Annotated in this window: 22 protein-coding genes and 1 pseudogene; 19 read left to right on the forward strand and 4 right to left on the reverse strand. The window is 57.5% G+C overall.

The annotated features are described in order from the left end of the window. Window positions 1-334: 334 nt before the first annotated feature. A complete protein-coding gene (locus tag F7P80_RS16380) occupies window positions 335-1,642 on the reverse strand; it encodes a Y-family DNA polymerase (RefSeq protein ID WP_151046130.1) in 1,308 nt (435 codons plus the stop codon). 6 nt (window positions 1,643-1,648) lie between these two features. Beyond that, a complete protein-coding gene (locus F7P80_RS16385) occupies window positions 1,649-2,092 on the reverse strand; it encodes a LexA family protein (protein WP_151046132.1) in 444 nt (147 codons plus the stop codon). A 196-nt stretch (window positions 2,093-2,288) separates the two neighbouring features. Between F7P80_RS16385 and F7P80_RS16390 the strand changes: the two genes are divergently transcribed. After that, window positions 2,289-2,687, forward strand: a complete 399-nt coding sequence (locus F7P80_RS16390) for a hypothetical protein (RefSeq protein WP_151046134.1) — start codon at window positions 2,289-2,291, stop codon at window positions 2,685-2,687. Window positions 2,688-2,758: 71 nt separating this feature from the next. Here the strand turns inward: F7P80_RS16390 and F7P80_RS16395 are convergent, their stop codons facing one another. Beyond that, window positions 2,759-3,193, reverse strand: a complete 435-nt coding sequence (locus tag F7P80_RS16395; protein ID WP_151046136.1) for a thermonuclease family protein — start codon at window positions 3,191-3,193, stop codon at window positions 2,759-2,761. A gap of 80 nt (window positions 3,194-3,273) precedes the next feature. Here F7P80_RS16395 and F7P80_RS16400 point away from each other — a divergent pair, with 80 nt between their 5' ends. Together F7P80_RS16400 and F7P80_RS16405 are read left to right on the forward strand one after the other, a co-directional pair. Then, complete coding sequence (locus tag F7P80_RS16400; protein ID WP_151046138.1) at window positions 3,274-3,552, forward strand: type II toxin-antitoxin system RelE/ParE family toxin; 279 nt, start codon at window positions 3,274-3,276, stop codon at window positions 3,550-3,552. Window positions 3,553-3,563: 11 nt separating this feature from the next. Beyond that, a complete protein-coding gene (locus F7P80_RS16405; RefSeq protein WP_151046140.1) occupies window positions 3,564-3,860 on the forward strand; it encodes a HigA family addiction module antitoxin in 297 nt (98 codons plus the stop codon). Window positions 3,861-3,923: 63 nt separating this feature from the next. Here the strand turns inward: F7P80_RS16405 and F7P80_RS16410 are convergent, their stop codons facing one another. Beyond that, window positions 3,924-4,214: an H-NS histone family protein gene (locus F7P80_RS16410; RefSeq protein WP_151046142.1), complete on the reverse strand. Its 291-nt coding sequence runs from the start codon at window positions 4,212-4,214 to the stop codon at window positions 3,924-3,926. A 273-nt stretch (window positions 4,215-4,487) separates the two neighbouring features. On the opposite strand from F7P80_RS16410, the gene F7P80_RS16415 reads away from it, so the two are divergent. The 16 genes and pseudogenes from F7P80_RS16415 to F7P80_RS16980 form a co-directional block, all read left to right on the forward strand. Beyond that, on the forward strand, window positions 4,488-4,925 hold the full coding sequence (locus F7P80_RS16415) for a hypothetical protein (protein WP_151046144.1): 438 nt from the start codon (window positions 4,488-4,490) through the stop codon (window positions 4,923-4,925). Between the two features lie 78 nt (window positions 4,926-5,003). Then, window positions 5,004-5,582 (forward strand): hypothetical protein, encoded by a 579-nt coding sequence (locus F7P80_RS16420; protein ID WP_151046146.1) that lies wholly within the window; start codon window positions 5,004-5,006, stop codon window positions 5,580-5,582. Window positions 5,583-5,816: 234 nt separating this feature from the next. Then, window positions 5,817-6,455: a DUF3577 domain-containing protein gene (locus F7P80_RS16425; protein WP_151046148.1), complete on the forward strand. Its 639-nt coding sequence runs from the start codon at window positions 5,817-5,819 to the stop codon at window positions 6,453-6,455. A gap of 370 nt (window positions 6,456-6,825) precedes the next feature. After that, window positions 6,826-7,455, forward strand: coding sequence for a DUF3275 family protein (locus F7P80_RS16430; RefSeq protein WP_151046150.1), 630 nt, complete (start codon window positions 6,826-6,828; stop codon window positions 7,453-7,455). A gap of 455 nt (window positions 7,456-7,910) precedes the next feature. After that, the gene (locus F7P80_RS16435) at window positions 7,911-8,228 is read left to right on the forward strand and encodes a hypothetical protein (protein ID WP_151046152.1); all 318 of its coding nucleotides are present in this window, start codon (window positions 7,911-7,913) and stop codon (window positions 8,226-8,228) included. Between the two features lie 74 nt (window positions 8,229-8,302). Further along, on the forward strand, window positions 8,303-8,578 hold the full coding sequence (locus tag F7P80_RS16440; RefSeq protein ID WP_151046154.1) for a hypothetical protein: 276 nt from the start codon (window positions 8,303-8,305) through the stop codon (window positions 8,576-8,578). A gap of 67 nt (window positions 8,579-8,645) precedes the next feature. Beyond that, window positions 8,646-8,933, forward strand: coding sequence for a hypothetical protein (locus tag F7P80_RS16445; RefSeq protein WP_151046156.1), 288 nt, complete (start codon window positions 8,646-8,648; stop codon window positions 8,931-8,933). A 193-nt stretch (window positions 8,934-9,126) separates the two neighbouring features. Next, on the forward strand, window positions 9,127-9,369 hold the full coding sequence (locus F7P80_RS16450) for a hypothetical protein (protein ID WP_151046158.1): 243 nt from the start codon (window positions 9,127-9,129) through the stop codon (window positions 9,367-9,369). A 91-nt stretch (window positions 9,370-9,460) separates the two neighbouring features. Next, entirely contained in the window at window positions 9,461-10,594 is a 1,134-nt protein-coding gene (locus F7P80_RS16455) for a DUF6094 domain-containing protein (RefSeq protein WP_151046160.1), read from the forward strand. A gap of 81 nt (window positions 10,595-10,675) precedes the next feature. Beyond that, window positions 10,676-10,930 (forward strand): hypothetical protein, encoded by a 255-nt coding sequence (locus tag F7P80_RS16460; protein WP_428840874.1) that lies wholly within the window; start codon window positions 10,676-10,678, stop codon window positions 10,928-10,930. A gap of 76 nt (window positions 10,931-11,006) precedes the next feature. Next, window positions 11,007-11,312, forward strand: coding sequence for a hypothetical protein (locus F7P80_RS16465; RefSeq protein ID WP_151046162.1), 306 nt, complete (start codon window positions 11,007-11,009; stop codon window positions 11,310-11,312). Then, window positions 11,309-11,581 (forward strand): hypothetical protein, encoded by a 273-nt coding sequence (locus tag F7P80_RS16470; RefSeq protein WP_151046164.1) that lies wholly within the window; start codon window positions 11,309-11,311, stop codon window positions 11,579-11,581. The genes F7P80_RS16465 and F7P80_RS16470 overlap by 4 nt, the downstream gene beginning before the upstream one ends. A 224-nt stretch (window positions 11,582-11,805) precedes the next feature. Beyond that, window positions 11,806-12,144, forward strand: a complete 339-nt coding sequence (locus F7P80_RS16475) for a hypothetical protein (protein WP_151046166.1) — start codon at window positions 11,806-11,808, stop codon at window positions 12,142-12,144. After that, window positions 12,137-12,754 carry a hypothetical protein gene (locus tag F7P80_RS16480; RefSeq protein ID WP_151046168.1) on the forward strand — a complete coding sequence of 206 codons (618 nt, stop codon included), beginning with the start codon at window positions 12,137-12,139 and terminating at the stop codon, window positions 12,752-12,754. The genes F7P80_RS16475 and F7P80_RS16480 overlap by 8 nt, the downstream gene beginning before the upstream one ends. Before the next feature lie 176 nt (window positions 12,755-12,930). Continuing rightward, a complete protein-coding gene (locus F7P80_RS16485) occupies window positions 12,931-15,216 on the forward strand; it encodes a DEAD/DEAH box helicase family protein (protein WP_211372057.1) in 2,286 nt (761 codons plus the stop codon). A 144-nt stretch (window positions 15,217-15,360) separates the two neighbouring features. Further along, window positions 15,361-15,523: pseudogene (locus tag F7P80_RS16980) on the forward strand (IS5 family transposase); the annotation flags it as partial.

Below are 15,523 nucleotides of genomic sequence, written 5' to 3' on the forward strand. Positions count from 1 at the left end.
CACGTCAAAGTTCGCTACCGAGGCTTGAGAAAGAACACGCAGCAATTGCATACCCTGTTTGCCTTGGCGAACTTGTGGATGGCCCGTGGCCGTTTGCTGAAAAACAGCCAATCCAAGCCTGGTGTGGGTGCATAAAAAGCAAGATGCCCGCGAAACGCGGGCATCTTGAGTGCCAGGGGCAAGGGAACATCACACTCGTTCAAGCACTATCACGCTTGAAATCGAGTTATGCAGAGGTTCCTTAGTGCTGGGTGATAGTTACTGACGGCAACTCCCCTCAAACCTGTCATAGGGAGACCCACTTCCTGCTGCTTGGCCTGTGACTGGTGCTCTTTTATGCGCGAGCAATCGGTATCTCGTCCAACTTGGTCGTGTAGCGAGGCGTGCGCCGCTCCTGCTTCATCCGCCACCCGTCTTCATCTTCTTGCGTGCGCCCGGTGCTCGCGATGTGCACCGTGGCCTTGCCGTACCGCTCGTTGATCTTGTCCATGGCTTCCATCAGCTTGCTGTGGTCGCGCTTGGCCGTCGGCGCGTCAAACAGCAGATCGCCTTGCACCTGGTTGGTGGCGGAGGTCAGGTCCAGCAGCATCACCCCGGCCTTGGCCAGCTGGTAGCCGGGCACGTAGATCCGCCGGATGCCGGCCACGGCCGCGCCGACCAGCACCGTGGTGTCCGAGGTCGGCGGGTGCAGCTGGATGGTGGTGGATTTGTTGAAGCGTGGGCCAGGCCGAAACGGCGAGCTGTGGGCGAAGACCAGCAGGGCGCCGGCGCGCTGGTTGCCGTGGCGCAGCTTCTCCGCAGCGCGCGAAGCAAATTCGCTCACGGCCTCGATCAGCGGGGGCAGGACGTTGATGGGGTGGCCGAAGCTGCGCGTGCAGGCGATCTGCTGCTTGGGCGCCGGGGCCTGCTCCAGGCTGATGCAGCTGATGCCCTGCAGCTCACGCACCGTGCGCTCCAGCAGCACGCTCCATTCGTCCCGAGCCTGGGTGGCAGGCATCCTGGCCACGTCCAGGGCGGTGAGGATGCCTTGCTCGGCCAGCCTGGCCGCAATGCGCCGGCCGATCCCCCACACATCGCCCGCCGGCGTGCGGCGCAGCAGGTCGATGCGTTGCTCCCGTGACAGCTCCACCCAGTTGCACACCCGGGCCAGCTCGGCCGGGTAGCTGCCCGGCTTGCGTTCTGCATCTTTGGCCACGTGGTTGCACAGCTTGGCCAAGGTCTTGGTGGGCGCCAGGCCGATGCAGGAGGGGATGCCGGTCCAGCACAAGATGCGCTCGCGAACAGCAAAGGCGCGGCGCGTCAGGTCACGGATGCCATCCAGATCCCCGATAAAGCACTCATCGATGGAGTAAATCTCCTGCAGCGGCCCCAGGCCCGCGGCAATCGCCATCATGCGGGCGCTCATGTCCCCGTACAGCTCAAAGTTGGACGACAGGCACACCAGCTGGGAAACCAGCTCCAGGCCCCGGAACTGGAAATAGGGCTGGCCCATCTTGATGCCCATGGCCTTGGCCTCGTCCGAGCGTGAAATCGCACAGCCGTCGTTGTTGCTCAGCACCACCACCGGCAGGCCGCGCAGGCTAGGGCGGAAAGCCCTCTCGCAGGACACGTAGAAGTTGTTGCCGTCGATGAGGGCGAACATGGTGCATCACCGGGCGAAGCGTTTGATGCAGGAAGTCACCACACCCCAGATCTCCAGCGTCTGGTTTTCCTTGGGCACGATATCCGGGTAGGTGGGGTTGCCGGCCTTCAGGCGCACCATGCCACCGGCGGAAAACAGGAACTTGACCGTGAACTCGCCATCCACCGTGGCCACCACGATGTGCGCGTGGCGCGCAGTGATGGAGCGGTCGACCACGATCAGGTCGCCGTCATCGATGCCGTACTCGCGCATGGACGGCCCGGCCACGCGCAGCAGGTAGGTGGCGTGTGGGTGCTCGATCAGGATGCCCGACAGGTCCAGGCGCTCACTGCCGAAGTCTTCAGCCGGCGAGGGGAAGCCCGCGCGCACCGGGCACTCGGCCAGCGGCAGGGCCGTGGGAGATGCGGTGACCGGTACGGGGAGGCCGGATAAAAGACGGTTGCTGTACACACATACAGTGTACTGCAGGGTGCAAGTTTCGGCTGTAACGGTGCTGCTCTGGCTCTGGTTATGTTACGCGTGGCCGCAAACCGTGCGATTGCGCATAGGCATGCTCCGTGTGTAGAATTAACAATTGTTACAATTCGTTCGCGGAACTAATTCAGTTAGACCGCAAATTCTTTTTTACCTTTTGAAAGGAAGTATTTTGAGCAACAATAATAACGATAACTTGATAGTCCTAGGAGCTTTCACGGTGGTCGGCGTGGGAGCTTTAATCGTTTGGAAGTTCTCGCAGTTTCTCGGATTAGATTTCCAAACAGGGTTAGAAGTTCTAAAGAGATTGCTTCCTATCACAATTTTGTGGGCCGGTATTTTGTATTTCATGCCCATTTCGTTCAAAGATGTGTGGCCGCTTGCACTAGCCAGCATCTGGTGGAGTTTCTGGCCCGCGCTGGACTATTGGTCTGGGCTGACTGTCCCTAAAGATTTCGTCAAGTACGATATTGTTGAGCCAATGTGGTATGCGATGTGGTACACAAAGTGGGGGGTATTGGTTGCAATTGTCGGTATTGGGTACGCCATTCGCTCATGGCTAAACGACTAAGCTATCCCGATAGAGGCCACCCAACCCGGCAGTAAGGCGCCTAATGACATCTTCTGGCCGATAAGCCAAGATTACCGGCTAGAAGCACGCCGCCAATCCCATGGCGCAACAGCATCGCGATCTCGCCAAAGGCCTGCTCCTGCATGTTGTGCCTGTCTCTGCAGTGAGAAGAGGTCGCTGCGCCCCTTGGCATACCTCACATAGACCCAGGCCATACCCGTGCCTACCTGGTGTTGTGCCACGTCTTTACCGCGGCATTCCACGCTGGCTACCATGCGGCCGTAGCGATCTGCGTCCTGGTGCTGGATGCGTGCCTGCTGCTGGAAGCACAGGTCGGAGAGTGATTCACGCGAGCGATTACCGAAGGGTTGCTTGCGCTCCGGTGCATCGATGGCATGGATGCGCAACTTCACTTGCTCGTATGCGCCAGGCTGGCCGCAGCGTGCTGTGAGGGTGTCGCCGTCGCTGATGCCGACGACCAGGCAGAGGAGGGTGGCTGAAATCACATAGTCCTTTCCGATCAACGAGGGAGGGAGCACAGCATCACGCTTGATTCGTGTAGCGCAACACGCTACAATGCAATCCAATGATTAAGAGCTTTCGACACAAAGGCTTGCAGCGGTACTTTGAGACCGGAAGCAAAGCAGGAATTCAAGCTGCGCATGCAGCAAGGCTACGACTTCAGTTAGCGGCACTTAATCAGGCGACTCGACCGGAAGACCTGTCAGCCCCGGCTTGGGCGCTCCATCCCTTGAAAGGGGATCTGAAAGGCCATTGGGCCATTACTGTGAATGGGAACTGGAGAATGGTTTTTACATTCGAAGGTACTGACGCGGTTTTGGTTGACTACCGCGACTATCACTGAAGGTGCTAACTATGAGCAAGATGTTCAACCCTCCACACCCCGGCGAAGTTCTACGCGATTACTTGGGCGACGTCACCGTCACAGATGCCGCCAAGCAGTTGGGGGTAAATCGTGTGACTTTGAATCGCATCGTTTCCGGGCACTCTGGAATTTCGCCTGACATGGCCTATCGTTTGGCAGATGCCTTTGGCACGAGCGCTGAGCTTTGGGCAGGGCTGCAGATGCAGTATGACCTGTTTCAAGCTGCCCAACAAAAGCGCCCACACATCGCTCGCTTTTCGATGAATAACTTGCTAGCATCTATCTAGTCATAATTTTCATATCCGCTTGCATCAAGCAGGCACATAAAAAAAGCCCCGATTGGGGCTTTTTTACTTGATCAGGAACTGATCACGGTCCTTGTCTTTGATCCACAGTGGTGGCTTGCCACGGCCAGTCCAAGTTTGACCTGTGGCAGGATCGCGGTACTTAGGCTCAACGCTGGATGGAGAAGCAGCCTTTTGCTTTTTGACAGGGAACACGTCTTCCACGGTCAAGCCGTAATCAGCAACCAAAGTACGGATCTTTGCGAGAGCTTCGGAGATTTCAGCGGCGCGAGCCGATGCAATCTGCTGTTCAAGAGCTTCACGTTGCGCCAGGAGGTCTTTGTACGAAGTTGTCATTCAGGATTCCTTCGATTAATTCAAGAACTGTAGCAGGATAATCGCAAAATAAAATTGAATCAAATGATATTCGCATTTGCTCATGAAAAAATATTGATCACGCATTCCTGGAACGCTAGAATGCCTCACACACCGCTCGATAGAGCTTGTACGAGTCAACTGAACCCTTGAAAGTTGAACGCCTGTCACCAGGCTAGGGTAATTTTCCAACCCCAACGGGACCAACTGCGTCCCTTGTGGGTGTCGTTGCCCGATTCTTTTGTGAGCAACGACATGCCTAACTTCACTTCCTCTAAGCAATCTGCATCTCGCCCTTCTGCAGGGCCAGCCCAGCTCGATGAGAAACATCTGGCGGGGATGATCGCAAAGCTGCACGATCCCTTGGTAGCAAGCATCTTTCTTGAGGTACTCAACCAGTACCCCGAGCTGGAGACTCGCTATCTGGGCTCTTACCTTAAAGCCATCGAAACCGTCGAACGCACGCAGTCCCGGAACGCCAAAGCGCGTGCGATTGGGCAGGCGTGTAAGACGCTTCGTGTTTCTGCCGCTAAGGCATCTCTTTGGGTGTATCGGTCTTTGACCTTCTGTGTCGCACGCTTGCGTGAACACATGAAGCAATCGAAGAGGGTGCGTCCAAAAGCAAAACCAGCTGCCAACGACAACGTGATCTATTTGCCAGACGCTTCCAAAGCAACCGGCACTGATAACTAAGTCATTCGGCTCACCTCAAACCCCATCAATTCGCTTTGCGATTGGTGGGGTTTTTCATTTACACACAAGGAGATCACCATGCGTACAGCACAAAAAATCGTAGACCAATCGTATTACAACGCCAAGGACCATAAAGACAAGGGTCTCAGTATCAAACGTGCGAGAACCACACTCGCAAAGTTGAACCTTGATGAATTGGACATGAGCGCCAAGGACCAAGCGACCATCAAAGCGGCTATTGCAACGCTAGACCAGGTGGCTGAGACCTTCATGAAAGCCCATCGGATCAAAGCCAAGCAAGAGAAGCTCAGGGACGAGCGTCTAGCCGCAGCAAAGAAGCTGGTTCTAGCCAGTGATTTTGCCAAGCTCTCTTCGGTCAAAGATAAAGTCGCATTGATTGCGATGGAATGCTTTTACCGAAATGAGATACATAATGTGAAAACAGTGTTTGATGCTAAATATGTTCTAGGTCACGTATTTAACACTACATTGAATGAAATCTCATACAGCTTGACGAAGCAAATAGGGGATATGAATGAACCCCTAGAAAATGCTTGGAAGAAATTTCAAGAAAAACTGCCAGAGCTTTACGTGAAGCATGCTGTGGTTGTCGCAAATATTGAGAACATATTGGCGACTGAGACAAAGAAAATCTGAGCTGTCAACTCGGTTTGCGGTGTCAAAAAAACAGTGATAGTCTTCAAACCGTTAGCTGCCGTATGGCAAAAACAAAGCGCCTGAGCTCTTGAAAGACGCGCTCCTGAACCCCCAAGGTTCGGAGCAGAGCATTTATTGAACCCGGATGGGGAACAGCACTCCCCATCCAGGCCTCACGGTCAGGTTGGGGTATGCCTGTCTCCTTGTCCATCTTTGGAACTTTTGGAGATCGACATGCAACAACAAGCTGCACAACGTGAGTATTTCAACCTGCACACCAACGGTATCGGTTATCTCAACCGTGTTCGTTGGGTCGAAGCAAAAGGACGTGGTCGTCGTTCGGATCCTTTCCTCGCGTGCAGCATTAGTGCTCTGCGTGGATCTTCGGATGATGTCCAAACCACGTACTTTGACCTTCGCGTCAGTGGCCAAGATGCCATTGAACTGGTGCAAGGCCTGGAAGCGGAAGTGAATCAAAACCGCAAGGTGATTGTTTCTTTCCGCATCGCAGACATCTACCCCCACACCTACGAGCGTCAAGTTCGTGATGCCCAAGGGCGTCCTACGAGTCAGATGGAGCAGGCAGCCTTGATCAAAGGCCGCCTGATTCTGATCAACTCGGTGAAGGTCGATGGTGAGCTGGTGTACACGCGCCCAGAGTCTGAGCCATTCGCTGATGCTGAACAACAGCAGCACGAAGAGGCCGGTAGCACAGACGGCATCCCTGCCGCCCGTGCGCCTGAAGCACGTCAACCACAAGGTCAGGCACCGCGCCCACAAGCGCAGCGCCGTCCTTTCCAGCCAGGCAACATCGGCAATGGCCAGCCTAGCAACCGTCAGTACGCAAGCCGCCAACCAGCGGGTGCCTACTGAACCACCAAGCCCCCGTACTGCTATGCAGGCCGGGGACTTTTTCTTTTCCACGAACACCTTGGATTGCGCTATGCTCACGGCTTTCCAGCGTTTGCCGGTGTCGTACAAACCGGAGCCGCCAGCTCAGCTGGTGCGGCACGTGAGCCTCTGAAACGCGCACGCCTTCGGGCTGAGGCACCTTTGATCGGGACACACTCCCTCGTTGATGCACACCTCTGACAGTGTGCCGATCCGAACTCTGCTGCGGGCGGAAACCCCTGCAGACAATTTAACCGTACACCCCATGTGCTTGCACCTGGGGTGTTTTTTTTAACCCAGCTGGGATGCATCCCAGCGAGGGCACTGCTCCTGGCTCAACCACGGAGCACACATGATCAAACTCACCGACATCACCCTCAAGGTGAAGAAGATCCGCCAGGGTCGTTACGGTGATTTTTGCGTGGCTGACCTGAGCACTGAGATTGGCGACTTCAAAGTCAAAGATCCGCTGCTCGATCAGTTCGAAGACGGCGACTACACAGGCACAGTCTGGATCAGCGAGATTTACCTCGCCCAGTACATCGCCTGGGGCAAGGGTGTCACGGAGATCCGCGCCAGGCTGCATGACCTGCAGCTTGACGGCGTCAAAGCACGCAGTCCTGATACAGAGCTGCCCGAGCCTGATCCTGCTGAGGAGGTGCCTGCACCGCCGGCACGACGCCAAACGCCCGAACCAGTGGCTGAGCCTGAGCGCAGCCATCCTGTGGCATCCAGCATAGCTGCGGTCAAGCAGCGGTTGCAGCAGATTGGGCGCAAGCCATCCAAACCTGAACCAGAACCTCAAAACCAAGACGACCAGCTGGCCCAGCTGTTTGGCGACATGTGGCCACTGGTCTGTAGCAACCAGCCGGTGAAATTCGACCCCACGGTGGACCGCCTGATCCTTCGTCAACAAACGGAGGCGATCAAGAAGCTGGGCTACCGCTTTCTTGCAACTGAGCAGACCTGGTATCCGGTCTGAACAAACACAGCCCGGCAGCGGGCTGTTCCAGGCATGGCAAGGGTGCCTGGAACAGCGCACTGCCTGCATTGTGCAAATGCACGGGCAGTCTTGAACCAGGGTGGCTGCGGCCCGATGCGCAGCGGCTTTGCGGTTAGGGCAACTTCAGTGAAAGCCAAGCTGAACTTGACCCACGCGCCTTTCCTTGACCGCCTGAGCTCCTTGTGGCGGTTGGCCAGCATGTCGATGCGGCCTGGAGCATGGTTAAACTAAGCGGAAGCCGATGGCTTCCCACAGCAGCTGCAGCAAGCGGCTTTTGTGGGAAACCATCAGACCATTGAAGTATGGTTTCAAGCACTTTGAGCCCTGCAAATGTGCAAGAGCGGTGAATGCCGCTTTGGGCATCACTATTTCCACCCCCTGCGGGCGCAATGTCCGCAGGACGGCGTGCCCGCTTCTTTTCGGGAGGAGTTTGTATGGGTGCGCCTTTGCAATTCAACATGTACGACGTACTGCTGGAACTTCAGGTTCCGCCAGAGAAGGCACATGAGCTGAGTGAAGCCTACAATCGTGACCGAGAGCAAGTCCGCAAGGAGGTTCAGGACATGGTTGATAAACAGCTTCACTCCTACGCCACACAATCTGAAGTCGCACAGGCTATTGGTCGTGTGGAGAAGGTCGTCTACGAGCTGCGTGCGGACTTGCACAAAGCAATGAATGACCAGTTGCGGTGGGTTATCGGCACGCAAATTGCTGTGACCGGACTTGCCATCGCTGCGTTCAAGCTGCTGTAACGGCTACTTTCAACCCACTGCGGGCGCAATGTCCGCAGGACGGCGTGCCCGCTTCTTTTAGGGAGGAGTAGACTATGGGCATGACCATCAATCTCAACGTCTTTGAAGCATTGACCGAGGCTGGCGTTTCGCCAGAGAAGGCGCGTGTGGTCGAACGTCAGTTGGAAAGCGCTATCCAGTCTGGACTTGACATGAACCGTAAGGACATCATGACAAAAACGGATGGGGCAGAGCTGAAGGCTGATGTACTCAAGGCCATTACTGATCTGCAACGCTGGATCATCACGGCTTTCCTGGGCGTTTCAGGCTTGACCATCGTGCTCGTCACGGCGGTCGTGAAGTTGGTGTAATTTTTTCTCACCCATCAGGGGACCATCGTCCCCTTGGGCCGGTTGTCCCCATTTTTTGGAGACAGCCATGTCAAACCCCATCACGCTGACTGCTTCCACCAGCTGGAGTGTGGAAAAGCGCATGCAACTGCACGCTACTTTCAACGCGTGGATCTCGACTTGTTCGGAAGAGGAATACCTGCACTTGATGAGCCTGCGTGAGCAGGTGGCACCAGGACAGGTTTGCTCAATTGTCACGCTGGTACGTTCGTACTTTGCGCGGCCGAGTCTGGTGCTGCCGTCGAGTCTGGTTCAACTAATGCAAGAGCGGAATTTGCTGCCGGCTTTCGCTGGCGCGACATCCTGCGCAGGATAGGCAGGGCTTCCCTTGCATCAAGCTCTTCGAGGAGGTGGACCCAGTCCACTTCCTCGGGAGTGCCTTCAATCACCTGGAAATCGCGCTTCGTTTCGGTCATCCGAAAAGTGTCGCATGTTTTAACCACCACAACCCCGATGGGCACGTCCCATTGGGAGATGCGCCCGTTTTTTCTGACCCATGGAGAAACGCTATGACGCAATCTGCAATCCCAACCGCTGACCGTCCTGATCAAGGCGTGGAATATGGCCGCCTGGCCATGGTCCACGGCAAGAAGCTGCCTTTGAAGGTGTACCGCAGCAATGCGGGCTTTTACATCGGTACCTACTCGGACGATGGCCCCTTTACGCGAGAGTCGGTCGAATACTTCCGCAAGGAAGAACAGGCTGATCATGCCCTGGCCACCGGCCAGTGGACGCAAAAGGAAGACCTTTAAACCTGCGCGGTGCATGCACCGCAGATCCCAACCAAGCCAGCCTTGCCGTGTTCTCACGGCGGCTGGCTTTTCTTTTTCCAAGGAGCAGGCCATGGCCCTGATCTTTTCCCGCCTGGCGCGCAACTTCGTCAAGGCGGGCTACTTCCCCACCGACGAGGTCACGCTCGAGCGCATTGGGCAGATGCTCAGGCTACCGCCGGCAGGCAACGTCCGCATGCTTGACCCATGCTGTGGCGAGGGCACCGCGCTGGCGGACATTCGCCAAATGCTGGCTGACCAACGCGAAGAGGGCACAACCACGACGACCGAGGCCTTGGGCATCGAGCTGGACGCGGAGCGCGCCTGGCACGCCAAGGGGCTGCTCGATCGCGTGCTGCACAGCGACATCCATGATGCAGTGGTCAAACCACGCAGCATGGGGCTGCTGTTTCTCAATCCACCCTATGGATACGGTGTGTCGGACAAGGCCGCCCAGCGAGAGCTGCACGCCGATGCCGAGAAGGCTGAGCGCCTTGAGCGCACCTTCTTGCGCAAAACCGTGCCGTACCTGGCCTATGGAGGGGTGCTTGTCTACATCGTGCCGCACTACGCGCTGGACGAAGAGATCCGCAGCTACCTGGTGCGCAACTTTCAAAACCTGCGCGTGTTCATAGCGCCTGAGCGCCAGTTCAAGCAGTGCGTGATCGTCGGCACCCGTTGTAAACCTGCGTATGCACCCAAGGGCGCGCAGCAGTTCCTGATCGATGCCCAGGCCTCGGAAGAGGGCGCTGCCATCTTGCCCGAGTCATGGGAGGAGGCTCCGTATGCCTTGCCTGCAGTGCAGGCCGACCAGGAGCTGGACTTCCATGCAGTGCGCATTGATGAGGCGCAGCTGCGTGACGAACTGGCCAAGTATCGACACATGACGTTGTGGGACGGTCTGCAGGGTCACTTTGCACAAAGCCGTGGGGCATGTCGGCCACCGCTGCGCGACCTCACACCATGGCACCTGGCCTTGGCTTTGGCCGCCGGCCAAGTCGTCGGCAAGATCCAGTCCGCCACAGGTCGGACCTTTCTGATCAAGGGTGACACCTTCAAACGCAAAGAGCGCCAGGTCTCGGTCGACGTTGACGACAAAGGCAACGCCAGCCAGACCACCGTGATGCTTGACCGCTTCGTGCCAGTGATCAACGCGATTGAGCTGACCCCGGACCACCGGCTGGGCCAGATCGTCAAGATCGCCTGAGCACAAGACTTAATTTCAACCCCGTGGGGACTTCTGGCCCCAAGGGGCTGGCTCTCTCCGCATTCAACCTAGGAGGTGGCCATGCCACATGAACAAGCGGTCCAGCAAATGACCAACGTGGAGTTTGTCGCAGACATCATGGAGTTCAGCCGCTACGGCGCGCTGGCCCAAGCATTTGTGATCGAAGCGCTTCAACGTCACGCTGAACGCATTGCTGCAGCCAATCCCAAGGCTATGGATAGCCCCGGTCTGAGCGGCAGCGCATGGGTCGGTGTTGCCCGGGAAATCCGCACGAAGCTGGTGATCAAGTACGGCGAGTACGAGAACAACGGCTGAACACATTCACACCATCAACCCCCTGGGGCGACTTCGCCTCGGGGCTGGTCACCCCGCAACACTTTGGAGATGACTCATGGAAACTGAGACCATGGAACAACCAGTTGCGGCAGATGCTGGACTGACGCCGGTTTTCCGGCTTGGAGCGCTCGATGTCGAACCTACCCTGCAGGGCAAGCTTGAGATCGACTCTCTATTGGCAAGGCATGCGGCTTGCGATTGGGGAGAGTTCAGTCCAGAGCTGGCCTGGATGCTGCCCAAAACCGCCGGTCGCCTGGTGTCGTTGTATATGGTGCATGGAGCTCTCATCGCGGTGGAAACCGAATGGGATTGCAGTGTCACCTGGATCTACCGATTCAACCCCCACCAGGATCTGCGATGAGGACTGTGCAATTGCTGGAGCGCATTGCAGCACTGGATACCCGTGGTGCCAGTGTTTGTGATGCCGCCATGGTCGATCTGCTGGCTCAGTTGCCTCAGCACATTCAAGCACTGCTGGAGGTGCTGGAAAAGGCACGTGATGCATCAGCCAGTATGGAAAACACGGTGCTGTCCCTGGGGCAGCACATGTCGGCGGCAGACCAGGTTGCGCGCAGCCAGGTTGCAGACAGCCTATCCGTTGCCCTTCATGCCCTCGGGTGTGGACGGTGAGCCCTTAAACCCCAACCGGCATTAGCCGGTTTCCCATAGCCACCCTCATGGACAGGCTATGGGAAACCGTTTGAGCCAATCAAAAACGGCTTCTAGATGCGCTGAGCCATGTAAGCACATCACGTCCACCAGGACGCTGGCACCCTTCCAACCACCACCCATGCGGGGCACCTCCGCAAGGGGAGTGCTCCGTGCAATTCAACCTGCATAAAAGAGAGCACTCCATGACAACCAACTACACCCGTGATCGTGATGGCCACCGCGCAATCACCGTCCATGACCTGGGCAATCAGCGTGAGCTTCAAATCACCACATCGAAGTCCAGCACTGGGCCGCTGACCACCCGTGCCACTGTCCACCAGATCGACGGCAACAGCCGGCGGCACATGTTTAGCTTCGGCGGCATCCGGGGAGACTTCAGTGCCCAAGTGGCCTGCACTTTCCCAGGGCGTGTCACAGCCAACGTAGTCCGTGCACAGCATGAGCAGTGCTTGGGCCAGCTGCAGGAGATCCTGCAGGCGGTGCAAAAGCACTACGAAGCGCAGGCGGCCGCCCATGCCTGATCCATCGGATTGCGGCCGGTTGCTGCGCATCGAAGGCTTTGCTGACCTGTGGGCCGACGCTTGCTTGCAAAACGACGAGGGGGACTTGGCGTTCTTGTCCTTCTACGGCCGCGACGCCTCCGCCATGCAATTCATCTCCGCTTTGGAGCTGGGCAAGCATGACGGAGGCATCACGGACTTTCACCTGGTCAGCGCCGCTGGCCATCGTCAGCACGTCTACGCCGGCGCTGTCGACAGGCTGGGCAAGCATACGGGGCGTCTGCCGCGGCAAAACGTGTTTGGTCCGCTGAGCCATCTGTGGATCTACGACAAACGCCTGCAGGAGATCGACAAGGTCAATCGCATCGCGTGGATCGTGGACCAGGCTCAGGACCGGCATGCATTTGAGCAGCGGACTTGGGACATGGTCAAAACCTTGTGCCCAGTGGCCTTGCTGGACACCTGGCGCACGCCCTTGATGGACTGGTGCCAGACCCAGGGCGCAATCAGCGAACTTGGCCAAGGTCGCTACCCACGCATTGGTGATGTGCGCGCTGTGCGCGTGAGCATCTCCGATCACTTCCTACGCTTTGTCAGCCAGCTGGTGCGCGAGCGCGTGCTGCAGGCCTGAGCGACTTCATCACCCACCACGCCAGGCATTGACCTGGCAATTTTTCAACCTGCGCACTGGTTTAACGACCAGTGCGCATTTTTATTGCCACAACCATGGAAATCATCGAAACAACCAACCCTGCAGCTGGTGCCTCTGTGCCAGCAACAACCCCTGCGGCCGTCGCAGACGAAAGCATGGAGCAGGGCGATCAGTACCTGGCCAACATCGCCAGTGAAACCATCCCCCTGGGCGACTTCATCCGTGAGTTTGGCCAGGGTCTGCTGGAGCAAGTGCGGATGCAGCATCCGCCGGTCTACCAACAGGTCCTGGACAAAGAAACGCCGGTATGGTGGCAACGCCAGCAAATCCTGAGTTCACTGCGGCGCAAGCCGTTTGAGCAGCAAGCAGAAGCCGTGCAGGCCATTGTGAAGCTGTTGGTGGACAAGGACGAGCCTGCGGCCGTGCTGAACGCGGAGATGGGCACGGGCAAAACCATGATGGCCATCTGTGCGGCGGCCGTCATGCAGCGCAGCCATCCACGAACACTGGTCATCTCTCCACCCCACCTGGTCTACAAATGGCGGCGAGAGATCCTGGAGACTGTGCCAAACGCCCGCGTGTGGGCGCTCAATGGGCCCGACACCTTGCGCAAGCTCCTGAGCCTGCGTGAGCGCCTTGGCCTTAAAACCGATGTGCCGGAGTTCTTCGTGCTCGGCCGCGTGCGCATGCGGATGGGGTTCCACTGGAAGCCTTCGTTCATTGCACGCAACCTGCTGGTCGCAGGGCAACGCTTCAAGGCAGCTTGCTGCCCGGATTGCATGCGACCGATGGAGTCCGCGGCCGAGGATGGCGAAACTCTGCCCGTGTCCGCTGAGCTGGCGGTGGCCATGCTCTCGGACCGCCGGCGCAAGTGCCAGCACTGTGGCTCCAGCATGTGGACGCTGATCCGCAGTGGCAAGCCCATCAACTCGATGTACGACCTGGTGCTGGGCGCGCTGCAGCAGCTGCCTACCATTGGGCCCACCACGGCCAAGCGCCTGCTCAAAACCTTCGGTGAGAAGACCTTGGCAGCGATGCTGGAGGACAACGTCTACGAGTTCGTGAACCTCATGGATGAGAACGGGGATCTGGTGTTCAGCGACCGCCAGGCCAAGCGCATGGAGCGCTCCCTGGCCACGTTTGAGTTTTCAATCGGGCAGGGGGGCTACCAGCCCACCGAGTTCATCAAACGCTACCTGCCCAAGGACTACTTTGGGCTGTTGGTGGTGGATGAGGGCCATGAGTACAAAAACGAAGGATCTGCCCAGGGCCAGGCCATGGGCGTGTTGGCCAGCCAGTGCCGCAAGGTGCTGCTGCTGACCGGTACGCTCATGGGCGGCTACGCCGACGACTTGTTCCATCTGCTGTGGCGCATGAACCCCACGGTCATGATCGAGGACGGCTTCAGGCCTTCCAAGACCGGATCGATGGCCGGCGCCACCATGGCCTTCATGCGCGAGCATGGGGTCTTGAAGGACGTGTACAAGGAGTCGGCCACATCGTCGCACCGAACAGCCAAGGGCAAGAGCCTGACGGTTCGGACCAGCAAAGCGCCAGGCTTCGGCCCGGTGGGCATCCTGCGGTACGTGCTGCCAATCACGGTGTTCCTCAAACTGCGTGACATCGGACAGAAGGTGCTGCCTTCTTACGATGAAACCTTCATTGAGGTGGACATGCATGAGGACCAGGCCCAGGCCTACCGCGACATGTCCCTACGGTTGGTCACCATACTCAAGCAAGCGCTGGCCATGAAGGACAGCACTTTGTTGGGCGTGGTGATGAACGTGCTGCTGGCCTGGCCAGACTGCTGCTTCCGTGCTGAAACTGTCCGGCATCCCCGATCCAAGGCCGTGCTGCTCATGCAGCCCGCCATGTTCGGTGATACCGACTGCTCACCCAAGGAAGAAAAGCTGATCGAGCTGTGCGCAGACGAAAAGGCTTTGGGCCGCAAGGTCCTGGTCTATTCGGTCTACTCGGGAACCCGTGACACCACCGCCAGGCTCAAGGCCTTGCTGGAGGCACGCGGGTTCAAGGTGGGTGTGCTGCGAGCGACCGTAGATGCATCCAAACGCGAGGACTGGGTGGCTGACCAGGTTGAGCGCGGTGTCGATGTGCTCATCACGAATCCTGAGCTGGTCAAAACTGGTCTGGATCTGCTGGACTTCCCAACCATTGTGTTCATGCAGTCAGGCTTCAACGTCTACACCGTGCAGCAAGCCGCCAGGCGCTCCTGGCGCATCGGCCAAAAGCATGAGGTGCGTGTGATCTTCCTGGGCTATGCAGGAACCAGTCAAATGGACTGCCTGCGCCTGATGGGCAAAAAGATCGCAGTGTCTCAGTCCACTTCGGGGGACATGCCGGAGAGCGGGCTCGACGTGCTCAACGACAGTGAAGGAGAGAGCATCGAGATGGCCTTGGCCAGGGAGCTTTTAGCCGCGTAAGGCAATTTCATCGTTGCATAATTAGCTAACTTCTAAAGCCCTTGCAGATTCTCTGCAGGGGCTTTATCTATTTAAGGAACCTCTGCATAAGTCCCCAACGCATGTGCTTGCACATGCGTGCCGGGTGCGGCAGCATCCCGGCCTATGCAGCAATTTGATCTTGGCCTGAACCTTTCCACCAAAAAAAACACGTAAACGCGAATTCCTGGAGCAGATGCAGCAAGTCGTTCCATAGCAAGAGTTGGTGGACTTGATTGCGCCATATGCACCTGAAGGTCGCAAAGGACGGCCTCCATTTCCTGTGGAG

The organism is Comamonas kerstersii, from assembly GCF_008801935.1.
In the GTDB taxonomy this organism is placed as follows: domain Bacteria; phylum Pseudomonadota; class Gammaproteobacteria; order Burkholderiales; family Burkholderiaceae_C; genus Comamonas; species Comamonas kerstersii.